Annotated in this window: 23 protein-coding genes and 1 pseudogene; 15 read left to right on the plus strand and 9 right to left on the minus strand. The window is 72.4% G+C overall.

The features are described from left to right. Positions 1 to 31: 31 nt before the first annotated feature. Positions 32 to 1561, plus strand: coding sequence for an NCS1 family nucleobase:cation symporter-1 (locus FRZ03_RS17970; RefSeq protein ID WP_146466177.1), 1530 nt, complete (start codon positions 32 to 34; stop codon positions 1559 to 1561). Between the two features lie 30 nt (positions 1562 to 1591). On the opposite strand, the gene FRZ03_RS17975 is transcribed toward FRZ03_RS17970, so the two are convergent. The 8 genes from FRZ03_RS17975 to FRZ03_RS18010 form a co-directional block, all read right to left on the minus strand. Then, positions 1592 to 2260 carry a RodZ family helix-turn-helix domain-containing protein gene (locus FRZ03_RS17975; RefSeq protein WP_146466178.1) on the minus strand — a complete coding sequence of 223 codons (669 nt, stop codon included), beginning with the start codon at positions 2258 to 2260 and terminating at the stop codon, positions 1592 to 1594. 126 nt (positions 2261 to 2386) lie between these two features. Continuing rightward, positions 2387 to 2911, minus strand: coding sequence for a hypothetical protein (locus FRZ03_RS17980; protein WP_261399228.1), 525 nt, complete (start codon positions 2909 to 2911; stop codon positions 2387 to 2389). Continuing rightward, complete coding sequence (locus FRZ03_RS17985) at positions 2908 to 3444, minus strand: hypothetical protein (protein ID WP_146466179.1); 537 nt, start codon at positions 3442 to 3444, stop codon at positions 2908 to 2910. Before FRZ03_RS17985 ends, FRZ03_RS17980 begins: the two co-directional genes overlap by 4 nt. Further along, positions 3422 to 4720, minus strand: coding sequence for a WXG100 family type VII secretion target (locus FRZ03_RS17990; RefSeq protein ID WP_146466180.1), 1299 nt, complete (start codon positions 4718 to 4720; stop codon positions 3422 to 3424). The genes FRZ03_RS17985 and FRZ03_RS17990 overlap by 23 nt, the downstream gene beginning before the upstream one ends. Continuing rightward, a complete protein-coding gene (locus FRZ03_RS17995) occupies positions 4720 to 5022 on the minus strand; it encodes a DUF6317 family protein (RefSeq protein WP_146466181.1) in 303 nt (100 codons plus the stop codon). The genes FRZ03_RS17990 and FRZ03_RS17995 overlap by 1 nt, the downstream gene beginning before the upstream one ends. After that, entirely contained in the window at positions 5019 to 5561 is a 543-nt protein-coding gene (locus FRZ03_RS40375) for an SAV_915 family protein (RefSeq protein ID WP_261399230.1), read from the minus strand. Before FRZ03_RS40375 ends, FRZ03_RS17995 begins: the two co-directional genes overlap by 4 nt. A 159-nt stretch (positions 5562 to 5720) precedes the next feature. Further along, positions 5721 to 6785, minus strand: a complete 1065-nt coding sequence (locus tag FRZ03_RS18005; protein WP_146466182.1) for a lipoate--protein ligase family protein — start codon at positions 6783 to 6785, stop codon at positions 5721 to 5723. Positions 6786 to 6899: 114 nt separating this feature from the next. Further along, entirely contained in the window at positions 6900 to 7751 is an 852-nt protein-coding gene (locus FRZ03_RS18010; RefSeq protein ID WP_146466183.1) for an alpha/beta fold hydrolase, read from the minus strand. A gap of 57 nt (positions 7752 to 7808) precedes the next feature. Between FRZ03_RS18010 and FRZ03_RS18015 the strand changes: the two genes are divergently transcribed. The 5 genes from FRZ03_RS18015 to FRZ03_RS18035 all read left to right on the plus strand — a co-directional run bounded on the left by FRZ03_RS18015 (position 7809) and on the right by FRZ03_RS18035 (position 13506). After that, positions 7809 to 8294, plus strand: coding sequence for a MarR family winged helix-turn-helix transcriptional regulator (locus FRZ03_RS18015; RefSeq protein WP_146466184.1), 486 nt, complete (start codon positions 7809 to 7811; stop codon positions 8292 to 8294). A gap of 300 nt (positions 8295 to 8594) precedes the next feature. Then, positions 8595 to 10481: a gamma-glutamyltransferase family protein gene (locus tag FRZ03_RS18020; RefSeq protein WP_146466185.1), complete on the plus strand. Its 1887-nt coding sequence runs from the start codon at positions 8595 to 8597 to the stop codon at positions 10479 to 10481. Positions 10482 to 10580: 99 nt separating this feature from the next. Next, on the plus strand, positions 10581 to 11429 hold the full coding sequence (locus FRZ03_RS18025) for an inositol monophosphatase family protein (RefSeq protein WP_146466186.1): 849 nt from the start codon (positions 10581 to 10583) through the stop codon (positions 11427 to 11429). 137 nt (positions 11430 to 11566) lie between these two features. Then, complete coding sequence (locus FRZ03_RS18030; RefSeq protein WP_186785479.1) at positions 11567 to 12985, plus strand: phytoene desaturase family protein; 1419 nt, start codon at positions 11567 to 11569, stop codon at positions 12983 to 12985. Beyond that, positions 12982 to 13506: an O-acetyl-ADP-ribose deacetylase gene (locus tag FRZ03_RS18035; RefSeq protein WP_146466188.1), complete on the plus strand. Its 525-nt coding sequence runs from the start codon at positions 12982 to 12984 to the stop codon at positions 13504 to 13506. The genes FRZ03_RS18030 and FRZ03_RS18035 overlap by 4 nt, the downstream gene beginning before the upstream one ends. A gap of 24 nt (positions 13507 to 13530) precedes the next feature. Here FRZ03_RS18035 and FRZ03_RS18040 read toward each other — a convergent pair whose 3' ends face one another. Then, entirely contained in the window at positions 13531 to 14988 is a 1458-nt protein-coding gene (locus tag FRZ03_RS18040; protein WP_146466202.1) for an MFS transporter, read from the minus strand. 123 nt (positions 14989 to 15111) lie between these two features. Here FRZ03_RS18040 and FRZ03_RS18045 point away from each other — a divergent pair, with 123 nt between their 5' ends. The 9 genes and pseudogenes from FRZ03_RS18045 to FRZ03_RS18085 form a co-directional block, all read left to right on the plus strand. Then, positions 15112 to 15564, plus strand: a complete 453-nt coding sequence (locus tag FRZ03_RS18045) for a MarR family winged helix-turn-helix transcriptional regulator (RefSeq protein ID WP_146466189.1) — start codon at positions 15112 to 15114, stop codon at positions 15562 to 15564. 404 nt (positions 15565 to 15968) lie between these two features. After that, the gene (locus FRZ03_RS18050; protein WP_146466190.1) at positions 15969 to 17159 is read left to right on the plus strand and encodes an ATP-binding protein; all 1191 of its coding nucleotides are present in this window, start codon (positions 15969 to 15971) and stop codon (positions 17157 to 17159) included. Beyond that, complete coding sequence (locus FRZ03_RS18055; RefSeq protein ID WP_261399233.1) at positions 17156 to 17998, plus strand: roadblock/LC7 domain-containing protein; 843 nt, start codon at positions 17156 to 17158, stop codon at positions 17996 to 17998. Before FRZ03_RS18050 ends, FRZ03_RS18055 begins: the two co-directional genes overlap by 4 nt. After that, positions 17995 to 18375, plus strand: coding sequence for a DUF742 domain-containing protein (locus FRZ03_RS18060; RefSeq protein WP_146466191.1), 381 nt, complete (start codon positions 17995 to 17997; stop codon positions 18373 to 18375). Before FRZ03_RS18055 ends, FRZ03_RS18060 begins: the two co-directional genes overlap by 4 nt. Before the next feature lie 3 nt (positions 18376 to 18378). Further along, a complete protein-coding gene (locus FRZ03_RS18065) occupies positions 18379 to 18939 on the plus strand; it encodes a GTP-binding protein (protein WP_146466192.1) in 561 nt (186 codons plus the stop codon). Between the two features lie 13 nt (positions 18940 to 18952). After that, a complete protein-coding gene (locus FRZ03_RS18070; protein WP_146466193.1) occupies positions 18953 to 20308 on the plus strand; it encodes a cytochrome P450 family protein in 1356 nt (451 codons plus the stop codon). A gap of 95 nt (positions 20309 to 20403) precedes the next feature. Next, complete coding sequence (locus FRZ03_RS18075; protein ID WP_146466194.1) at positions 20404 to 21651, plus strand: cytochrome P450; 1248 nt, start codon at positions 20404 to 20406, stop codon at positions 21649 to 21651. Further along, complete coding sequence (locus tag FRZ03_RS18080) at positions 21648 to 22496, plus strand: enoyl-CoA hydratase/isomerase family protein (RefSeq protein ID WP_146466195.1); 849 nt, start codon at positions 21648 to 21650, stop codon at positions 22494 to 22496. The genes FRZ03_RS18075 and FRZ03_RS18080 overlap by 4 nt, the downstream gene beginning before the upstream one ends. 183 nt (positions 22497 to 22679) lie before the next feature. Continuing rightward, positions 22680 to 22916: pseudogene (locus FRZ03_RS18085) on the plus strand (methylenetetrahydrofolate reductase); the annotation flags it as partial.

The raw sequence follows: 22916 nt of genomic DNA on the forward strand, positions 1-22916 counted from the left end.
ACCCGCCTCGTTCTCCGATTGGGGCCCGCCCATGACCGACACCGCTCCCGCCGGCATACCACCGACGGCCCAAGTCACCCTTCCCGACGGCCGGGTGGAGATCGCCCCCGGCGCACCGCAGCCCAGCGGCCGCTACGCCAACGAGGACCTGCTGCCGGTCCCGGTCGGCGGGCGCACCTGGACGACGTACAACTTCACGGCGCTGTGGGTCGGCATGGCCCACAACACGGCCTCCTGGACCCTGGCCTCCGGTCTGATCGCCGTCGGCATGGACTGGAAGCAGGCGGTGTTCACCATCGCCGTCGCCAATCTGGTCGTGCTGGTCCCGATGCTGCTGACCGGGCACGCGGGACCCAGGTACGGCATCCCCTTCCCGGTCTTCGCCCGCGCCTCCTTCGGGGTGCGCGGCGCCAACCTGCCCGCCGTAGTGCGGGCGTTGGTGGCGTGCGGCTGGTTCGGCATCCAGACGTGGATCGGCGGCGAGGCCATCTACTTCCTCGCCGGGAAACTGATCGGCGACGGCTGGTCGGACGCGGCGCGCGTCGGCGGCTACGCCTGGACCATGTGGCTGTCGTTCGCGATCTTCTGGGCGCTGCAAGTGGCCATCATCCACCGGGGGATGGAGACCATCCGCCGCTTCGAGAACTGGGCGGCGCCGTTCGTGCTGGTCGGCGCGTTCGTGATGCTGTGGTGGATGGCGAGCAGGGCCGGCGGCGTCGGCCCGCTGTTCGACCAGCCCTCCAGGCTGAGCTGGGGCGGACCGTTCTGGAAGCTGTTCTGGCCGTCCCTGATGGGCATGATCGGGTTCTGGTCCACCCTGTCGCTGAACATCCCGGACTTCACCCGATACGGCAGGAGCCAGCGCGCCCAGACCTGGGGCCAGGCGCTCGGCCTGCCGACCACCATGACCCTCTTCGCCTTCCTCTCCGTCCTGGTCACCTCCGGTTCCCAGGCGGTCTACGGCAAGCCGGTGTGGGACCCGGTGCAACTGGCCGCGAAGACCGACAACCCGGTCGGCCTGCTCTACGCCCTGGTCACCGTCCTGGTGGCGACCCTCTCGGTGAACATCGCGGCCAACCTGGTCTCGCCGGCCTTCGACTTCTCCAACGTGGCGCCGCGGAAGGTGAGTTTCCGTACCGGTGCGCTGATCACCGCGGTCCTCGCGGTGCTGATCTTCCCCTGGAAGCTGTACTCCGACCCGCAGGGCTACATCTTCACCTGGCTCGGGCTGGTCGGCGGTCTGCTCGGCACCGTCGCCGGCATCCTCGTCGCCGACTACTGGTTCCTGCGCCGCACCCGGCTGGACCTCGCCGACCTGTACCGCGCCGGCGGCCGGTACTGGTACACGGGCGGCTGGAACTGGCGGGCGGTCGTCGCCTTCCTCGCCGGCGGTGTCCTCGCGATCGGCGGCGCCGGCCTCAAGCCGCTGTTCGACGGCCGCCTGATCCCCGCCCTCGCCCCGCTCGCCGACTACGGCTGGGCGGTGGGCCTTTGCACCTCGCTGGTGCTGTACCTGGCCCTGTCCCTGCCGGCCGCCGGCAAACGGCGCACCGCGGCCTGACCTCACCGGGGGCGTCCTGGTCCGCGCGGGCTAGGACGCCCTACCCCCGAGCGCCGCCACGGCGGCCCGCGCCGCCTTGATGGCCCCGGTGTTGATCTCGTCCGTCCCGGGCGCCTTCCTGGTGTCGAAGTCGCTGCCGCTGTACGTCACCACCACCAGGGCGTTGGAGACGCGCACCATCACGACGCCCTCGCGGGTCTGCTGCTTGTCCTCGGTGCTGAGGTTCACGACCGAGTACGCGCTGTCCCCGAGCCCCGGCACGGTGCCGCCGCCGCTCTTCTTGTCCATCTGCTGCCGGTACTGCCGGGTGGCCTCCTGCACCGAGTCGCCGATCTCGTACGACACGTCGAGCCAGCGGTAGGCGTAGCCGTGCAGGGCGTTCCAGGAACAGGTGCGGCGCAGCGTGGGGTCCGTCGAGGGGATCTCCTTGCCGCCCGTCTTCGCCCCGGGCACCAGCGACTTCACCGTCGACGCGGGCACGCCGGAGCAGGGGGCGGGGGAGGTGGAGTACGCCTTGGCCTGCGCGTCGGCCGAGGGCGCGGGCGCGGACGAGCGCGCGGACGCCTGCGGATCCGCCGGGTGCCCCGCGGTGGTGGACGGCGCGGCCGGACTTGAGGACAGCGCCCACCCGGCGCAGGCGAGGACCACGACCGGGGTCAGACGCGCGGTGAGGGTGAGCGGCAGAGGCAGAGAACGCACGGCGCACATCTCGGGGGAGGGGTGCGGAAGAGGTCCGCATGATGGACGGGGGACGACAGTCTCACATGACGGCCTGTGAGCGGAAGCGGTAACTCGCTGCGTGCTCGGCCGGTCACCCGGCACCCATCACCACGTGCCGCTCCGCCCGGTTCGTGTCTCCAGCCGGCGACGGGCGCCGACTTCGCCGGGGTATTCGCGGACGGTGAGGACGGCGGCCGACCAGCCGACGCACCATGCGACGATCGGGGGCAGGACCGGCGCCGCCAGCAGCAACGGAACGAGACCGGCCCGGGACCAGTACACAGCGCGGCTTCGCTCCGCGCGCTTGGTCGCACGGAACGCGTCGGGTGCCGGTGGGTCCACCAGCTGTCGGCGCAGTTTCCGGCGCCGGCCGACCCATCCCCGGACGAGGGTCGCGCAGGAAGCGGCGATCTGCACGGCGTCCCAGACCCGGCGCACACGGGGCGGCATGGAGGTGCGCGGAGCGCCGGAGTACAGCATCAGCGCCACGTAGCCGCACAGGGCCAGGACGGCGAGCAGGAAGAGGGCGTTGACGGTCCGGCGCAGCCAGTAGCGCGGGCCGCGTTCGTACCAGGTGGTGCCCAGTCCCGGCAGGGACGGGACCTCCACTGCGGTCGTGCGCGTTCTCATGGTGCGGCGTGGTGCTCTTCCATCCAGCGGCGGGCGCCGACCTCACTGGGGTACTCGCGGACGGCGACCCAGGAGATCAACCAGCCGGCGACGTACGCGGCGAAGGCCGGCATGACGGGCGCGGCGAGGATGACGAGCCCGCGGCCCAGGGCGACCAGGCCCGGGGCCCGCCTGCTGTGGTCCCGTTTGGCCCGGTAGGTCTCCCCGGGGGAGGGGGGATCGAGCAGCGCCTCGCGGTGGCCGCGGCGCTGGGTCACCCAGCCCCATACGAACGTCACACAGGACGCCACCACCTGCACCCCGTCCCACACGGCCCGCGCGGTGGACGGCAGGATGTCGCGGAATCCCGAGTACAGGCTCAGCGAGAAGAAGCCGAGCATGGCGATGACGAGCAGGAAGAAGACCGCCGTGCGGATCCGGCACAGCCAGTACAGCGCGCCGCGTGTGTACCACGTCCGGCCGAGCTTCGGCAGGGCGGGCACGGGCACGGAGAAGCCGGGGGCGGGGGCCTCAGAAGATGCTTTTGACGCCATGCCAGACATCCTTCACCAGTCGCTTCCCGTCGTCGTACGTCTCCGAGGTGACGTGTTTCGTCCCCGTCCACACACCACCGACCACACCGTGGTCGTGGATGTCCTCGCTCCAGTGCTCGTGGAAGGAATGGTCGATGATGCCGGTCGCGCCGATGACCACGACGCCGCCGACCCCGGCCACCACGGCCGTGGGCACCTCGAAGGGCACGGCGGCCACCACACCCGCGGTGATGGCCGTGCCCGCCACCAGACCGCCGACGTTGGCGCCGCCGTCCACGGCGATCGACTTCTGCCACGACCACCCCTTGTCGTGGTCGTCGGACGCCTCCAGCACACCGCACGCACCGGCCGCGGCGACGTCCAGCACCGGGATCTCCTTCAGGAAGTCCGGCACCGCCTCCAGGCTCTTGCCCGCGCGCAGCAGCTCCGCCGCGTCGGCCACCTTCACGTTGAGCGCACGGTCGTAGGGCAGCTTGGTGCTGCCGTTCTCGGCGCGCGCGATCGCGTTCTCGAGGTCGTCCACCTTGGTGAGCGCGTCCGCGTACGCGCCCTTGGCGGGCAGGTCCTTGGGCAGCGCCTTGCCCGCCTTCTGGTACGCCTTGCGCTCCGCCCGCAGTTCCTTCTTGGCGTCCTGCGCCGCCTGCTTCGCGTCGTCGAGCTTCTCGCGCGCCTGCGCGCCGCCGGCCCGGGCGTCCTCGGCGTCGTACGCGTACAGGCCGCGCAGATAGTCCGCGATGGTGGTCTTGTCCCCGGTGGACACCGAACTGTCCTTGGCCGTCACCTTGTCGTACAGGTCCGACAGCTTCTGCGCCGCGTCCAGACGCGCGTGCTGGGCGGTGTGCAGGATGCCGTCGCGCACCTTGGCGTACTCGTTCATCGCCGAGACGGCCTTCTGGTCGTCCGCGCTCGGCGGGTTCGCCGTCATGATCGGCACCGGCGCGCCCTTGGGGTCCGTCGCCACGCCCTTGCCGGCGGCGACGTGCTCCGCGTTCTGCAGCGACGTCTCGCAGGTCGTCAACGCGTCGGCGAGGTCGCCCAGGATGCCGCCCACCTCGGACACCAGCTCGGCGAAGGCGCCGGCCGTGAACTCGTCCTCGGACCACTTGCCGCGGAAGGTCTCCGCCGCCTCGCCCTTCCAGCCGGCGTCGTCCGCCAGCTTGTCGACGGCCTTGCTCAGCACCTTCACCACGCCGTCGAGTTTGTCCTTGGCGTTCTTGTAGGTGGTCGCCATCGTGTGCAGGCCACCGATGTCACCGCCGACCCAGCTGTCGCCCATCAGTCCAGACCCTCCGTCAGGTCCTCGAAGACACCGTGCACGTCCACGTCGTGCCGGTGGAAGGAGTCGCGCGCGTACGCGGCCTTGTCACCGCGGTCGTCCAGGTGGTCGGCGAGCCCGGTGTGCAGGGCGATGATGAGGTTCGCGACCTCCTTGATCGCGGCGTCCAGCGCCGGGTCGCCGCCGCTGACGATGGCCGGGGACACGTCCGGGGCGAGTTTGCGGTAGTCGCCCGCCTGGTCGTGGAAGGCCTTGGCCAGTGCGGTCAGGTCGTCGTAGACGACCTTGAAGTCGGCCGTCATCGGCGCACCTCCTGCGCGAAGGCGGCCAGGTCCTCGGGCCGCCAGTTGGTCTCTCCCGGTGCGAGCCGCGGATCGAGGAGGACGGTGACGCCCCGCTCGTCCATGCCCTCGGCCAGCGGGCCGAGCGAACTGGCCACCCACGGCTGTGCCTCACCGAGTGCCGCGGCCAGCTTCGCCGGCGTGGTGAAGGCGAAGGCGACCGTGCCGTACGACGGATGCGCGAAGAGCTCGACCATGACGAACGGGACACGTGCGGCGCGGCCCCGGGTGCCCGTCCCGAGGACGGAGCGCGGATGCGCCGGCACGCACACCGGGGTCCGGTACGGCGGCACGCCCGGCTTGGGGCCCGGCCGGTCGTCCGTGACCGGACGTGGCGCGGGGGCGCTCTCGGCGAGGTCCAGCAGCCGTGAGCGGCGCGGCTCGGGCGCCTGCTGCGAGAGGCCGGCTCCCGGTGGTGCCGGTTCCGTCCCCACGAAATCGAGCAGGCGTGAACGTATCGGCGCCGCCACCGCCGTCACCTCTTCCCCGTGGTCGTGCATGGCCGATTCAGGCCCGACCACGGTAGCCAGCGGGCGGCGGGGCAAATCCGGCTATGTCGGTGCCGGTACCCCCTACGTGCACGGAACCCATACACGTGCTTGATCAGGGCATGGGCATGCCTTGACCCGTCCCTGAACCGCACCCGCGGGAGGCGGGATCTACGGCACCCGGGCGGTCCACTCCTCGGTGGCGAACTTCGTCCGCACCAGCTCCCGGGCCCGCGCCAGTTCCTCGTCCGTGATCTTGCCCGGGGCAAGACCGTAGCGTGCGCGGAAGGAGTCGATCATGCGGTCGATGACGGCCTCGCGCGGCAGTCCGGTCTGCCGGCGCAGCGGATCGACCCGCTTCTTCGCGCTCTTCGTCCCCTTGTCGGAGAGCTTCTCCCGGCCGATGCGCAGCACCTCGGTCATCTTGTCCGCGTCGATGTCGTACGACATGGTCACGTGGTGCAGCACCGCGCCCGGCCCGCCACCGGGGCCGACGACCCGCTTCTGCGCCGCGCCCGCGATCTTGCCCTGGTCCGTCGCGATGTCGTTCAGCGGCTGGTACCAGGCCCGGATGCCCATGTCGCCGAGCGCGGCGAGCACCCAGTCGTCCAGATAGGCGTAGCTGTCCTGGAAGGACAGGCCGTGCACCAGGGACTCGGGCACCGACAGCGAGTAGGTGATGGTGTTGCCGGGCTCCACGAACATCGCGCCGCCGCCGGAGATCCGCCGCACCACCTCGATGCCGTGCCGGGCGGCGCCGCCGGGGTCCACCTCGTTGCGCAGCGACTGGAAGCTGCCGATGATCACCGCGGGTGCGCCCCACTCCCACACCCGCAGGGTCGGCGGGCGCCGGCCCGCGGCCACCTCGGCGGTCAGCACCTCGTCCAGCGCCATGTGCAGGGCCGGGGGCTGCGGGCCCTCGTGGACCAGCTGCCAGTCGTAGTCGGTCCAGTCCGTGGCGTGCGCCAGGGCCCGGCGCACCGCGATGGCGACGCCCTCCGCCGTCAGCCCGAACATCACCGTGCCCGCGGGCAGCGCCGCCTCGATCCGCGCGGCCAGCCCCGCCGCGTCCGTGGCCGCCGGGGCGCCCTCCAGAGCGCCGTTCACGGCGTCCAGCGCCTCGTCCGGCTCCAGGAAGAAGTCGCCCGCCACCCGGACGTCGCGCAGCACGCCGCCGTCCGTCTCCACGTCCACGACGACGAGCTTGCCGCCGGGCACCTTGTACTCGCCATGCACGGCTTCGATTCCTCCCAGCGTGCGGCGTCCCGGAGCCCGTTGCTCCGACCTTCGGATGGAAGCCCGCATCGTTCGGATTTCACCTTAATGCCTGCCCGCGGCGAGCGGACACGGTCATCCGCTCCCGCGCGGGCCCCGGTCCGGCAGAGTGTCGAGGAACTCGGCCAGGAGGGCGTTGAACTCGGTCGGCCGCTCCATGTTGGGGAAGTGCGCCGTGTTCTCCACGGACACCGCACGGCCGTCGGGTACCGCGCGGATGAGGCGTTCGGCCATCGCCGTGTGGTCGCTGACGTCGAGGGCACCGTTGATCGCCAGGACGGGAACGCCGATGGACGCCGCGCGACGCCAGGTCCGCGGAACCGGCAGGCGATGGTCCGGTTCGCCGGCCGTGTGTTTGGAGATCGTCCGCAGCGCCATCGCGCGCAGGCGGTTCGCGATGTCCGGGTCGACGTCCCCGAGCGGGCGGTGCGGGCCGGCCGCGAACCGCACGTGCCCGATCAGCCAGCCCTCGATGTCGCCGGCTGCCAGCGCACTGCTCTGCTCTCCGAGGACCTCCAGGCTCCAGGGGTCCTCGAAGTACGGCTCGCTGGTCCCCACGCCGCTGACGACCACGGCGCGCACCAGTTCCGGATGCTCCAGTGCGGTGTCGACCGCGGTGCCCCCGCCCATCGAGACCCCGACGAGCACCGCCGGTCCGACATCGAGGTGGCGCAGCAGCGCGGCCAGGTCGTCGGCCGGACGGAACGGCCGGGTCGCGTTCGAGGAGGCGCCGTGTCCGCGGGCGTCCGGTGCGATGACCCGGTGGCGCGGGGCGAACGCCCTGATCTGGTCCTCCCACATGCGGTGATCGAAGAACCCGGCGTGGAGCAGTACCAGCGGCCGCCCCTCGCCCGCGTCGCGATAGGAGAGGGAGCCGTCGGAGGTCGGGAACGAGAACGTTTCGGAGTGGTCGGCGACAGCAGACATGACAACCAAGGTGTCATCATCGCCGAAAGTTGGCAACCGAAGTGTCATTCTTGGGGAATGACAGGCACCGACACAGGCACCGGCACCCCACTGCCGCCCGACGAGCTCGCCGATCGACTGACGGAGGTGTTCGCCCTGGTGGGGCCGCTGTACCGGCGGGTGTACCGCAAGGTGGAACAGGCCGAGCCGATCGAGGGGCTGTCCGTCGGCGTGCGCGCCGTCCTGGATCTGCTGCGCCGCCACGGACCCATGACCGTCCCTCAGCTGGGCCGGGCCCAGACGCTCAGCCGGCAGTTCGTGCAGCGCATGGTCAACGATGCCGCCGCGCGGCACCTGGTCGAGGCCATCCCCAACCCCGCCCATCAGCGTTCCTCGCTGATCCGGCTGACCGCCGACGGCCTGGCGGCCATCACCGCGGTGCACACCCGCGAACACGCGGCCCTGCGGCAGGTGAGTGGCAACCTCACCGGTGCCGACGTGGACGCGTGCGTACGCGTGCTGACCCGGATGCTCGCGTTCTTCGACGAAGCCGACGTGCCCTAGGGTCGTTCTGCTGTTCCGTCCGCGGAGGTCGGGGGAGGTCGGCGGAGGAGCGCGGCGGGCCGGGATTGCTGGACATGGCCGGCGTGCCCGCGGCCGGTCTCGTGGGCGGACGGCTCCGCGGCACTCTCGTCGGCGTCGTCATCGGCCTGACGGCCGGTCACTTCCGGTGGCCGTCACCACGTCGGGCCCAGGCCCGAGCGACCCGGCGGGTGGCGCGGGCGGCCTCCCCGGGGCGCCCGCGAGGATCTATCGTGGGCGCCGAAGCGGTGTCGCCCCAGGGTCCGGACCGTGAGGGGAAGCATGTTCACCACCCGTCCCACCCTTCAGGGCACCTTCGGCATGGTGTCCTCCACGCACTGGCTGGCCTCCCAGTCGGCGATGGCCGTGCTGGAGGACGGCGGGAACGCGTTCGACGCCGCCGTGGCCGGGGCCTTCGTGCTCCATGTGGTGGAGCCGCACCTGAACGGGCCCGCGGGCGAGGTGCCGATCCTGCTGGCGCCGGCCGGGGGACGGGTGCGGGTGCTGTGCGGGCAGGGGGTGGCCCCGGCGGGCGCCACCGCCGCGCGGTACCGGGACCTCGGGCTCGACCTCGTCCCCGGCACCGGCCCCCTCGCCGCCGCCGTGCCCGGAGCCTTCGACGCCTGGCTGCTGCTCCTGCGCGACCACGGCACCAAGTCCCTCGACGACGTCCTGAAGTACGCGATCGGCTACGCCGAACACGGGCACCCGCCGGTCGGCAACGTCGGCGCGGCCGTCGAGAAGGTGCGGGCGCTCTTCGAGACCGAGTGGACCTCGTCCGCCGCCGTGTACCTGCCCGGCGGGCGCGCCCCCCGCCCCGGTGAGCGGCTGCGCAACCCCGCCCTCGCCGCCACCTGGCGCCGGCTGCTCGCCGAGACCGCGCGGGCCGGCGACCGGGAGGCACGCATCGACGCCGCGCGCGCGGTGTGGCGCTCGGGCTTCATCGCCGAGGCGCTGGTACGGCAGTCCCGGCGGCCCACCCTGGACACCAGCGGCGAACGGCACACCGGCACGCTCACCGAGGACGACCTGGCCGGCTGGTCGGCGTCGTACGAGGACCCGGTGACCTACGACTGGCGCGGCTGGACCGTCTGCAAGGCCGGCCCCTGGAGCCAGGGCCCGGTCCTCCTCCAGCAACTCGCCCTGCTCCCGCGCGAGTTGCCCGCGTACGGCTCCGCCGACTACGTGCACCAGCTCATCGAGGGCTGCAAACTCGCCATGGCCGACCGGGAGGCCTGGTACGGCGACGCCGCCGAGGTGCCCGTCGCCGAGTTGCTGTCGGACGCCTACAACGCCGGGCGACGGGGCCTGATCGGGGCCGAGGCGTCGTACGCGCTCCGCCCCGGCAGCCCCGGCGGGCGTGCCCCGCGGCTGCCCGCGTGGGCGCACGCGCCGGTAGCGGGCGGCGCCAGGGGCGTCGACCCGATGGGGGCGGGGGAGCCGACCGTCGCGGAGATCCCCGCCGGACCCCGGGCGGGCGGCGACGGCGCCACCCCGGGCGGCACCGCGGCCGGCCGCTCCGGCACCACCCCCGGCGACATCGCGATCGGTGCCGACGGCGCCACCCGCGGCGACACCTGCCACCTCGACGTCGTCGACCGCTGGGGCAACATGATCGCGGCCACGCCGAGCGGCGGCTGGCTCCAGTCCAACCCCGTCGTGCCCGAACTGGGTTTCCCGCTCGGCACCCGGCTCCAGATGGCCTGGCTGGAGGAGGGCCTGCCCAACACCCTCACCCCCGGCCGCCGCCCCCGTACGACCCTCACCCCGTCCCTCGCGCTGCGCGACGGCGTGCCGGTGATGGCGTTCGGCACGCCCGGCGGCGACCAGCAGGACCAGTGGCAGCCGCACTTCTTCCTCGCCGTCGCGCTGCGCGCCCCCGTCCGCGGCGGCCTCGACCTCCAGGGCGCCATCGACGCCCCGAACTGGCACAACGACGGTTTCCCCAGCTCCTTCTACCCGCGCGGCCACCAACCCGGCGCCGTGACCGTGGAGTCCCGGATGCCCGCCGAGGTCGTCGCCGAACTGCGCCGCCGCGGCCACGACATCACGCTCGGGCCCCCCTGGTCCGAGGGCCGGCTGTGCGCGGTCGCCCGCGACCCGGAGACCGGCGTGCTGTCGGCGGCGGCCAACCCGCGCGGCATGCAGGGGTACGCGGTGGGACGCTGACCGGGGACGCGCGGCGGGGCACGTGTTCTTCATCCCGATTCCACCCGGGGTGCACCGGACGGGCGGGGATTGTCAGTGGGACGTGGTCCCATAGGGGACATGAACGAAGAGACGGAAACCATCGACGAGTTTCTCACCCGCCGCGCGGCCGACGTGGAAGACGCGATCCGCGCGGCGGCCGCCGCCGAGATCCTGCCCCGCTTCCGCTGCCTCACGGCGGCCGACGTGGACCAGAAGAGCGGCCCCCACGACCTGGTGACCGACGCCGACCGGCTGGCCGAGAAGCGGCTCACCGAGGCGCTCGGCGCGCTGCTGCCCGGGTCGGTCGTGGTGGGCGAGGAGGCGGTGCACGCGAACCCGGCGACATACGAGGCGATACGGGGTGACCTCCCGGTCTGGATCGTCGACCCGGTCGACGGCACCCGCCAGTTCGTGCACGGCGACGACGGGTTCTGCACCCTGGTCGCGCTCGCCCACCGCGGGGTCGTGCTGGCCTCCTGGACGTACGCCGCGGCGCGCGGCCGACTCGCCACCGCGGTGCGCGGGCGGGGCGCCTTCCTGGACGGCGAGCGGCTGTCCGCGGGCGCCCCGGCGGCCGGCCGGGACCTGGTCGTCGCCACGTCCCACCCCGACTACACCACCGAGGCGCAGAAGCGGGCGCTGCGTCCGCTGTGGACGGACGGCGTCGCCCCGCGGCCGTGCGGTTCGGCGGGCCTGGAGTATCTGGCCGTCGCCCGGGGCGAGTTGGACGCCGTGGCGTTCTCCTGGGAGGCGGCCTGGGACCACGCGGCCGGACTGCTCCTGGTCGAGGAGGCGGGCGGCACCCACCTCACCCGCTCCGGCGAGCCGTTCCGCATCGGTGGCGGCAACGCCCTGCCCTTCACCGCCGCCCGCGACACGGCCACGGCCCACCGCCTCACGGAGCTGCTGAGCACGGTGGCGGTCTGAACCCCGCGACCCGGCGTCCGGCCCCGTCCCGCCCTTGACCGCGTTCCACCCGCACAAAACGCGCTCGCCCCCACCGCCCCCCGCCGTCCGGCATATCCTGATCCCGAGTGGCCATCGGCTGACGAAGGGGTCCGAAGGTGCCGGCGATGCTCGATGCGGTCGTGGTGGGGGCGGGGCCGAACGGGCTGACCGCTGCCGTGGAGCTGGCCCGCCGGGGCTTCACCGTGGCCCTGTTCGAGGCGCGGTCCACCGTGGGCGGCGGCGCCCGCACCGCGGAGCTGACCCTCCCGGGCTTCCGGCACGACCCGTGCTCGGCCGCCCATCCGCTCGGCATCAGCTCGCCCGCCTTCCGCGCCCTGCCCCTCGACCGCTACGGCCTCCGGTGGCTGCACCCCGAGCTGCCCATGGCCCACCCCTTCCCGGACGGCACCGCCGCCGTGCTGGCCCGCTCGGTCGGCAAGACCGCCGCCTCCTTCGGGCCGCGCGACGCCGGGTCGTACCGCAGACTGGTCGAGCCGCTGGTCGCCCGCTGGGACACGCTGGTGCGGGACTTCATGTCGCTGCCGTCGACCGCGCTGCCCCGCGACCCCCTCACCCTGGCCCGCTTCGGCCTCGCCGGGCTGCCGCCGTCCACCTGGCTGATGCGCCGGTTCAAGGACGAGCGGGTCAAGGCCCTGTTCGCCGGCCTGGTCGCCCATGTGATGGCCCCCCTGGACGGGTTCGCCACCGGCGCCATCGGCCTGGTCTTCGCGCTGGCCGCGCACGCCCACGGCTGGCCGGTGGCCCGCGGCGGCTCCCAGGCGATCTCCGACGCCCTCACCGCCCACCTCACGGACCTCGGCGGCGCGGTGCACACCGACTACGAGGTCAAGCGGCTGGACGACCTGCCGCCCGCCCGCGCCTACGTCTTCGACACCTCGCCCGCCGCCCTCGCCCGCATCGCCGGCTTCGGCGGCTACTACGACCGCTACCGCTACGGCCCCGGCGTCTTCAAGATCGACTACGCGCTGGACGGCCCGGTGCCCTGGACCGCGCCCGAGGCCCGCGTGGCCGGCACCGTGCAGATCGGCGCGAGCCAGGCCGAGATCGGCACCGCCCTGCGGGCCGCCTCCCGCGAGGGCCGCGCCCCCGAGCGGCCCTTCATGATCACGGTGCAGCCGAGCGTGGTGGACCCCACCCGCGCCCCCGCGGGCAAGCAGGTCTTCTGGGCGTACGGCCATGTGCCCAACGGCTGGTCGGGGGATCTCACCGACGCCATGGAGCGCCAGCTGGAGCGGTTCGCCCCCGGGTTCCGCGACCGTGTGCTCGCCCGCGCCGTCGCCGGGCCCGCCGAGCTGGCCGCCCACAACGCCAACTACGTCGGCGGTGACATCGCCTGCGGCGCGGCCTCCGGGCTCCAGCTGCTGCTGCGGCCCCGGCCGACCCTGTTCCCGTACCACACCCCCCACCCGGCCGTCTTCATCTGCTCGTCCGCCACCCCGCCGGGGCCCGGGGTGCACGGCATGTCCGGGCACAACGCGGCCCGGGCCGTCTGGCGGAGGCTGCGGCAGACATGACCGCCATCGTTCTCGTGCGGGGCGACATCACCCGGCAGCGCGCCGACGCGATCGTCAACGCGGCGAACTCCTCGCTGCTGGGCGGGGGAGGGGTCGACGGCGCCGTCCACCGCCGCGGCGGCCCCGCGATCCTCGCGGAGTGCCGGGCGCTGCGCGCCTCCCGCTACGGCCGGGGACTGCCCACCGGCCGGGCCGTGGCCACCACGGCCGGGAACCTCGACGCGCGGTGGGTGATCCACACCGTCGGCCCGGTGTACGAGGGCCCGGACAGCGATCCCGCGCCGCTCGCCTCCTGCTACCGGGAGTCGCTGCGGGTGGCCGACGAGCTGGGCGCCCGGACGGTCGTGTTCCCGGCGATCTCCACCGGCGTGTACCGGTGGCCGATGGACGACGCGGCGCGGATCGCGGTGGAGACGGTGCGGATCACGCCGACCGCCGTCGAAGAGGTGCGGTTCGCCCTCTTCGACGACCGGGCGTACGAGGCGTTCGTCCGGTGCCTCGGGCCGGAAGGAGCGGGGTGAGACCGGCCGCCCCCGGGTGTCCGGTCAGCCGCGCGCCGGAGCCTGGTCGGCGCCGGCCGCCGGCCGCTCCGCGGCCTCCTCGCCGCCCGCCGCGCGCGGCGACGGGATGAACGCGGCGACGGCCGCGGAGATCAGCGCGACACCGCAGCCGATCAGCAAACCGGTGCGGAAGCCGTCCTTCGAGGCGATGGTGTGGCCGCCCAGGTCGATGGTCATGTGGGCGAGGACGACGCCGATCACGGCGGAGCCGATGGTGGTGCCGAGCGAGCGCATCAGGCTGTTGAAGCCGTTGGCGGCCGCGGTCTCGGAGAGCGGCACCGAGCTCATGATGAGCGCCGGCATGGCGCCGTAGGCGAGCGCGACACCGCTGTTGATGACGATGCCGGCGACCATGATGCCCGCGGCCGTACCCATGAGCGGCAGCGCGAGCGCGTAGCCGACCGCGATCACCAGGGCGCCGGACAGCAGCGTGAGCTTCGGGCCGCGGGAGTTGATCAGCATTCCGCCGAGCGGGGAGATGAGCATCATCATGATGCCGCCGGGCGCGATCCACAGGCCCGCCGCGAGCATCGACTGACCGAGGCCGAAGCCGGTGGCCTTGGGGAACTGCAGCAGCTGCGGCGCGATCAGCATGAACGAGTACATGCCGACACCGACGAGGATCGACGCGGCGTTGGTGATCAGCACCCGCGGGCGGGCCGTGGTGCGCAGGTCGATCAGCGGGTCGCGGGTGCGCAGCTCCCAGAAGCCCCAGACCAGCAGGGCGATGACGGCCACGGCGAACAGGCCGAGCGTGGTGCCCGAGGCCCAGCCCCAGTCGGCACCCTTGGAGATCGCCAGCAGCAGCGCGACCAGGCCGATCGCCAGACCGATCGCGCCGAGGACGTCGAAGCGCTGGCCCCGGGCGGCGGCGGGGACGTCCGGCACCACGACGAAGATCAGCACACCGATGACCAGCGCGAGGACGGCGGAGCCCCAGAACAGCTCCTGCCAGTCGGCGTACTGCGCCACGGCGGCGGCGATCGGCAGGCCGATCGCGCCGCCGATGCCCATGGAGGCGCTGACCAGGGCGATGGAGCCGCTGAGCTTCTCGGCGGGGACGACGTCCCGCAGCAGCGCGATGCCCAGCGGGATCATGCCCATGCCCATGCCCTGAAGACCGCGTCCGACGATCATCGGCACGACGGACGTGGACAGGGCGCACACCGCCGAGCCGGCGACCAGCGGAACCACGCAGATCAGCATCATGCGCCGCTTGCCCACGAGGTCGCCGAGCCGCCCGGACACCGGAACGCAGACGCCGCCGACGAGCAGGGTGACCGTGATCACCCAGGCGGCGTTCGACGACGAGGTGTGCAGAATCTGTGGAAGTTCGGCGATCAGCGGGGTCACCAGTGTCTGCATGATCGCGGCGACGGTTCCGGCGAGCGCCAGGACGGCGACGATGCCGCCCGACCGGCTGCTCGGCTGCGGGGGATTCATGGGGGACTCCTCGGTGTGTGCGGTCAGGATGTGCATCGTACATACTCTATGTATCGACCACATCTCTGCGGACGCATGCGCCGAGGGGCCTGAGATACGGTCGGTCCAGAAGGAGGCACGTACATGGGGAAGCCGTCGCACCTGGTCGAGTTCGAGCACATGGTCCTCGGGCGGCATCAGCTGAGCAGTACCACCCGCCGGCACCAAGAAGGCCGGCTGGAGCGGAGCGCGTACATCATGCTCAGCCGCATCGAGGTGCAGGGGCCCATGTCGATCGGGCAGCTCAGCGACGCCTTCCAGCTCGACGCCTCCACCGTGAACCGGCAGACCGCGCACGCGATGCGGGCCGGGCTCCTGGAGCGGATCCCCGACCCCGAGGGCGGCATGGCCCGCAAGTTCCGGCTGACCGAGGACGGCGAGCGGCGGCTGCGCGAGGAGCGCGACACCCACGTCAAGGACCTGGACCGGGTCTTCGAGGACTGGTCGGCCGAGGACGTGGAGACCTTCGCCCGCTACCTCCAGCGCTTCAACACGAGCGTGGAGCGCATCACCGGCCGGCCCTGGCCCCGGTCCTGAACCGGTCCTGAGACCCGCCCCCCTTTCCGGCCTCCGCCGCGCGGCGCGCCCACGTGTCTGACCGTCAGTTCCGCTGCCGCACGGCCCCGTCGGGGACCCCGCCGCCCGCCGCGGGACAACTCCCGGACCGGTATCCGGAATTGCTGGACGAGCGGCGCGTAACCGGCGCAACCCGTGCGGTGAGCAGGGTTGTTGGCACACCTCGCGGTGGCAAAGGTTCCGCTAAGCGGGTGATAGCATCCCCGCGTCTGTGACCTTGGTCCCCTCGGCTCAGGCACCGCAGAAAACGGTTTCGGTCCGGTCGCCCCCTGGCCTGCCCCGAGCCGTTCGCGACCGGTCGTCCCATCGGTGTGTGCGGTGCACTTCCGCCAACGGCCGCAGGCTAACCGCCAGGAAAGGTTTCCATGATTCGAGACGCACTTGTCTGGTGCCTGGTCGTCGTGGCGGCGCTCGGCGTCGCCGCGGCCCTGGTTCTCAGTCGTCGCGCCAAGGCCATAGCGGCGAACAAGGACAGGTCCGAGGCCGCCCTCACCCAGAGGCTCAGTGAGGCCGACGGCCGACTCGCCGCCTTACGAGCAGAGCTCCACCAGCACCGGACCGATCACGCCAAGACCATCCAGGAAGCCGAGGAGGCGGCGGAGGACAGCACCAAGGCCGTACTCAAGGGCTCCGCGCGCTTCCTGCAGAGCCTCGCGGCCGAGCAGCTGGCCCTGCTGGAGGACATCCAGCGCAAGTACGGCGGTCACTCCGTCCTCGGTGACCTGCTCGAAGTCGGTCACGCCAACGCGCAGATGGCACGCAAGGCGCAGGGCATCGCCGTGATGTGCGGCGCGCCGCTGGGCCGCCGCAGCCGTGCCGCGAGCGTCTACGACGTGGTGCGCAGCGCCCAGGGGCAGATCCGCAACTTCCGGCGCGTGGAGATCATGCAGCAGACCGGTTTCGCGCTGAAGGCGTCGGCGGTCTCGCCCGTCGCCCTCGCCGTGGCGGAGCTGCTTGACAACGCTGCCAGCTTCTCCCAGCAGGGCTCGCCGATCGAGGTGACGTTCCAGCGGGTGCAGAAGAACCTGTGCATCGTCATCGACGACGCGGGCGTCGGCATGAACGACGAGGAGCGGCAGAAGGCCACCGCCCTGCTCTCCGGTCAGTACCGTCCCCGGCTGTCCCAGCTGGGCAACCAGCCCAAGTTCGGCTTCCCGGTGATCGGCCTGCTCGCCCAGCAGTACGGCTTCCGGGTCGACGTCACCGGTGTCTCCCGGTACGGCGGCGTGCGCGCGGTCGTGCTGCTGCCCGAGGAGCTGTGGACCGAGGAGGAGACGGCACCGGTGGAAGAGATCCAGCCCCCCGTTACCGAGCCGGGCGTCGCCGCCCGGCCCGAGCCCGTGGCGCGCACCGCAAACGGCCTGCCCCGGCGTGGCGCCCGCCAGGTGCCCATCGCCAGCGTGCCCGACCACGACACCGTCGGTCTCCCGCACATTCCTCCGGCGGCGGAGGACGCCGGCCGGGCGGCGGGCCGCAGCCTGGGCGCCTTCCAGCGCGGCACGCTCTCGGGCCGCAACCTCTCCGCGGCACCGTCCGAAGGGTCCGATGACACATGATCACAGACCTGTCGTGGATGCTTGAGGACATCGTGGCCAACGTGCCCAAGGCACGCCACGCAGTCCTGCTGTCCGCGGACGGCCTGCCCCGCGGGGCGACCGACGGCATGGCGCAGAAGGACGTGCGCACCATCTCCGCCGCCATGGCGGGCATGCAGTCGCTGAGCCGGGCCACGGCCCACTTCGCCGGGGACGGCCCGGACCGGCAGTGGAACCAGACGATCATCGAGTTCTCGCACGGCTGGATCTTCCTGATCGGGGCCGGGCAGGGCGCCTATCTGGCGGCGGCCGCGGCGCCCGACGTCGACATGCAGCAGATCTCCTTCCGCATGCACCGGCTCGTCGCCCGGCTCGGCAACAACCTCACCTCGCCGCCCCGGGTGCACGCCGAGGAGGCCGGGGCGGCGCGTGCCCGGAACGCCCCGGCCGGCCAGGAGGCCGGCACCGGGATCCGGATCGCCGACCTGGACGAGGTGATCAGCCAGGTGCACGGGGCCCGGCACGCGGTGCTGCTGGGCGCCGACGGCCTGCCCCGCGGCGCCACCACGGGCATGAGCCAGGACCTCGCGGACACCATCTCCGCGGCGATGACCGGCATCCACGCCTACAGCCGGGCCACCGCCCAGTTCGCCGGCGTCCAGCCGGACGCGCTCTGGCGGCAGACGGTCATCGAGTTCCAGCACGGCTGGATCTTCCTGATCTCGGCCGGCCGGGGCGCCTTCCTCGCCGCCGCGGCCCAGCACGACGCCGACATCGAGGACTTCACGACCCGGCTGCACCAGGTCGTGCCCCGCCTCGGCGCATATCTGGCCCCGCGCGGGGAGGCGAGCCGTACGTGAGCGACGAGCAGGATGACCTGGAACTCACCTCCGCATTAGTCCCGTTCTTCGTGATCACGAACGGGCGGTCCCTGCCCCCGGAACACGCCTACGGGCACACGACGCTGGTGTCCGCGAGCGAGCACGCCGCCACCACGGTGCGCACGCTCACCCCGGAGGCCCGTCAGGTTCTGGACCTGGTCATGGACGGATTCCTGTCCGTGGCCGAGGTGGCCGCCCACACCCATCTGCCGCTGGGGGTCGTCCGGATCCTGCTGGCCGAGATGGAGGAGAGCGGCCTGATCATCGCGCGGAAGCCGGTGCCCCGCGCGGAACGTGTCGACCGTGAAGTACTGAACGCCGTGCTCGACGGCCTCAGAGCCCGATTCGGAGCGTGATTCGTGTACCTGGACTCAGGTGTCCGTACGGCGGTGAAAGTGCTCGTGGTGGGGCACTTCGGGGTCGGCAAGACCACATGTATCGCCAGCATCTCCGAGATCGAGCCGCTGCGGACCGAAGAAGAGATCACCGAGGCCAGCGAGGGCTTCGACGACCTCTCGGGCACCCCCGACAAGACCACCACGACGGTCGCCATGGACTTCGGCCGTCTGACCATCAACGACGAGGTGGTGCTCTACCTCTTCGGCACCCCCGGCCAGGAACGCTTCAAGGAGATGTGGGAGGAGCTGTCCAGGGGTGCCCTGGGCGCGCTCGTCCTCGTCGACCCGGAGCGGCTGTCCGAGTCGTTCCCCATCCTCGACCTGGTCGAGCGGTTCGGCCTGACCTATGCCATCGGCGTCAACCACTTCGACGGCACCCCCGGTTATCCGCTCGAAGAGGTGCGCGAGGCCCTGAACCTGCCCGCGGACACCCCCGTCGTCCCCTGCGACGTCCGCGACCAGCAGTCGTCGGCGCACGCGCTGATCACCCTCGTGCATCACCTCCTCTCCCTCATCGACTAGGAGCCCCCCGCTCATGCAGCAGCGACCCGGCATAGAGCCGCCCCCCGGCTGCCCCGCACACGCAAACGTCCAGCTCTACGGCCCCCATTTCGGCTCCGATCCCGACGGTCACTACGCCCATCTGCGGTCCCTCGGCCCGAGCGCGCCGGTGGACATCGCGCCGGGCGTGGAGGTCGAGCTGGTCACCAGTTACGACGCCGCGCTCTACATCCTGCAGAACCCCGCCTCCTTCGTCCGCGACTCACGGCGCTGGAACGCGCTGAACGAGGGCCGCGTGCCCGAGGACAGCCCCGCGCTGCCGATGCTGGCGTACCGGCCCAACGCGCTGTTCAGCGACGGCGCGGCGCACGCCCGGCTGCGGCAGGCCGTCACGGACAGCCTGGCCAGCGTCAACGAGCTCCAGCTGGTGCGCCAGACGCAGGCCTCGGCCGACTACCTGATCAGCCGCTTCAGCTCCGAACGCATGGGCCAGGCCGAGCTGATGGCCGAGTACGCCCAGCCGCTGCCGCTGCTGGTCTTCAGTGAACTCTTCGGCTGCCCGCCGGAGATCGGCGACCGGGTCATCGCCGGCATCACCGGCATCTTCTCCGGCACCAACGGCGCCGACCAACTGCTGGCCGAGGCGCTCAGCGAGCTGATCGCCCAGAAGCGGCGCAACCCCGGCGAGGACCTGACCACGCGGCTGATGCAGCACTCGGCACAGCTGACCGACGAGGAGGTGCTGCACCAGCTCGTCACCCTGCTCTCCGGAGGCACCACGCCGCTGTCCGCCACGATCGGCACCGCCAGCGCGCTGATCCTCGGCGAGGAGTGGCAGACGGGGCTGCCGGTCGAGGACGCCGTCACCCAGGTGCTGTGGAACTACGCGCCGATCGCCAACTACGCGGCCCACTACCCCACGCACGACGTGGAGTTGGGCAACCGGGTGATCAAGGCCAACGACCCGGTGCTGATCTCCTTCGCGGCGGCCAACACCGACCCGCGCCTCGCCGAGCACCGCGAACAGCTCAGCGCCAAGGCCCACTTGGCCTTCGGTGCGGGCCCGCACGCCTGTCCCGCCAAGGACCCGGCGTTCGTGATCGCGGTGACCGCCGTGGAGTCCCTGCTCAACCGGCTGCCGGACATCGAGGTCCGGATGCCCTTCAAGGACCTGAGCTGGATCCCGGCCCCCTGGAGCCGCTCCCTGGTGGCGCTGCCGGTGCGCTTCACCCCGCGCATCGTGGTGCCGACGGCGGCTCAGAAGGCGGAATCCCCGGTGGCGTCCTCCGCTTCCCCGGTCGCGACCGCGCCCCGGCCCCCGGTGAACGGTGCGCCGAAGCCCAAGGCGGGCCTGTTCAGCCGCTTCCTGGCCTGGACCAGGGGCGAGTGACCAAGGCAACTCGCTCCGTGCATAGTCACCTTGTATGTGCGTAGGAAGCGGAGGGTATGCATGCGGGCTGATGTCTAGATCAAGAAAGGGTCATTGTGGAGACACTCACCACGCCGCCCGCCGACAGACGCTTCGCCGTATCGCTCTTCTCCCGGCTGCGCACGGCCAAGGGCCAGTCCAACCCGTTTCCGGTCTACGCGGAACTCCGCTCCCGGGGTGCGGTCGCACCCGCACCCTGGGGCGGCTACCTCGTGACCGGTTTCGACGTCTGCGACCAGGTCGTCCGCAGCCGGGAGTGGCTGGAGCCGGACGCCCGCTGGCGTGAGCAGCAGGGCGACGGCACCCGCTGGACGGCGCCGTCCTCCCGGGAGATGAGCCGGACGCTGCCCGCGCTCAACCCGCCGGAGCACACCTGGGTGCGCCGCTCGGCCGGCATGTTCGACCGCGGTTCGCTCGACGCCATGCGCGGGATAACGGAGCGGTTCACCACCAGGCTGCTCGACAACCTGGCCGAGCGGCTGCACGACGGCGAGGCCGATTTCAACGCCCTGGTCGCGGAGGAACTGCCGGTCGCCGTCATCGGACACTGGCTCGGACTGCCCACCGCCGACCACCCCCGGCTGCGCGAGCTGACCCACGACCAGGTGTTCACCCAGGAACTGCTGCCCTCCGCCAGCCAGTTGGCGCTGTCCGACGCGGCCACCGCCGAGCTGCGCACCTACTTCACCGGTCTGGTCCGCGAACGCCGCGCCCGTCCCGGCGACGACCCCGTCTCGCGCTGGATATCGGTGTGGGACGGCATGGAGAGCGACCGCGACAAGGCCGACGAGGCCGTCTACTTCCTCTCCCTGTTCGTCCTGCTGGCCGCCCTGGAGACCACCACCACCCTGCTGTCCACCACCACCCTGCTGCTCCTGGAGCACAGCAGGCAGTGGGACCGGCTCACCATCCAGCCCGACCTGGTGCCCGCCGCCGTCGAGGAGACGCTGCGCTACGACCCGCCCACCCATGTGATCAGCCGCGTCGCCTCGCGCGACTGCGAACTGGGCGGCGTGGAGATCCGCAAGGACGAGATGGTCCACCTGCTGATCGGGGCGGCCCACCGCGACCCGGCCAAGCACGAGGACCCGGAACTGTTCAACATGCACCGCAAGCCGGGCCACCTGGCCTTCAGCGGCGGCATCCACTACTGCCTCGGCGCGCCCCTGGCCCGCCTCGAAGCCACGACCCTCCTCAACCAGCTGGTCACGCGCTTCCCCCGGCTCACCCTCGTCCGCCGGCCGACCTGGGCCCCGCGCGTGGCCTTCCGGCGCCTGCTGAACCTGGACGTCACCCTCGCATGACCGATACGACCGACATAACCGCGGCGGTCCGAGCGACCGACCCCCACCGCCCTTTCGCCTGCACGGCGATCCAGGCGGACCTCGACGGCCCCGTGCTGCGCGTGCGGCTCGGCGCCACACCGAACGACAACACCCTCACGGCCGCCGCCCTCGACGACCTCCTCACCGTCCTCGACGGCCTCCACGACCGGCCGGACATCCGGGTCCTGCTGCTGACCGGGGCGGGCGCGGACTTCAACCTGGGCGCCGAGCGCAGCGAGTTCCAGTCGGCGCTGGCGCACGACCCCACCGGCACCGCCCTGCGCCGCATGAACGACAAGGCGCACCGCGTGTGCGCGGCCCTGGAGACCACGCACGCGGTCACCGTTGCCCGGCTGCACGGCAGGGTGATCGGCGCGGGGCTCGCCCTCGCCGCCTACTGCGACCTGCGCGCGGGCGCCGAGGACTGCCGGTTCCGCATGCCCGAGGTCGCCCTCGGCCTGCCTCCCGCGTGGGGCGGCGCCATGGGCCGGCTCATCGCCGAGGCCGGTGCCTCCCGCATCCGCGAACTCATGCTCACCGGTGAGAACTTCGACGCGGCCGCCGCCCGGCGGATCGGCCTGCTGCACAAGGTCGCCTCCCGCGACGCCCTGGACGCGGCGGTCGACGCCTGGATCAGGCCGCTGCTGCGGCGCTCGCCCGAGGCGCTCGTCCTCACCAAGCGCATGCTGACCGGTTACGCGCGGGCCGCCCGCACCTCCGACGTGGGCCTGCTCGACGCCCATCTGCTCAGCGCTCAGCTGGGGCTGGCCCAGGCCGGACAGCCGGCCCAGCAGCCCCCCACGTCGGTTCCCTCCCACCGCTGACCGGCCCGGCCCCGTCCTCGCCTCCCCCACCGTGACGGGGCCGTTGATCACACCGTGTCCAGCCGTGACGTGGCGGCACCGCCGGGGCCGTGCGCGGCGCGCCCGGGGGCGCGTGGCATCATCGGCCGGGGCCGGGACCCCCGGCCCGCAGACGCCGCAGCGCACCGAGCCGCAAGGAGCACGATGGACCCCGCCGTCACCGTCCCCGCCGCGGTGGGCACCGCCCTCCTGGACGACTTCTCGCTGGAGATGACCGGCAAGGACGTGGCCGCGCTGGAGGAGGCGCGGGACAGCATCCCCCAGGGCACCCGGATCAACGTCACCTTCCTGGCCGGCGAGGACCACGCCGCCCGGCTCGCCGCGGCCCGCGCCGTACGGCGCTGCGGATTCGTGCCCGTACCCCACATCTCGGCCCGCCGG

This window comes from Streptomyces misionensis (genome assembly GCF_007896895.1).
Taxonomy (GTDB): Bacteria; Actinomycetota; Actinomycetes; order Streptomycetales; family Streptomycetaceae; genus Streptomyces; species Streptomyces misionensis_A.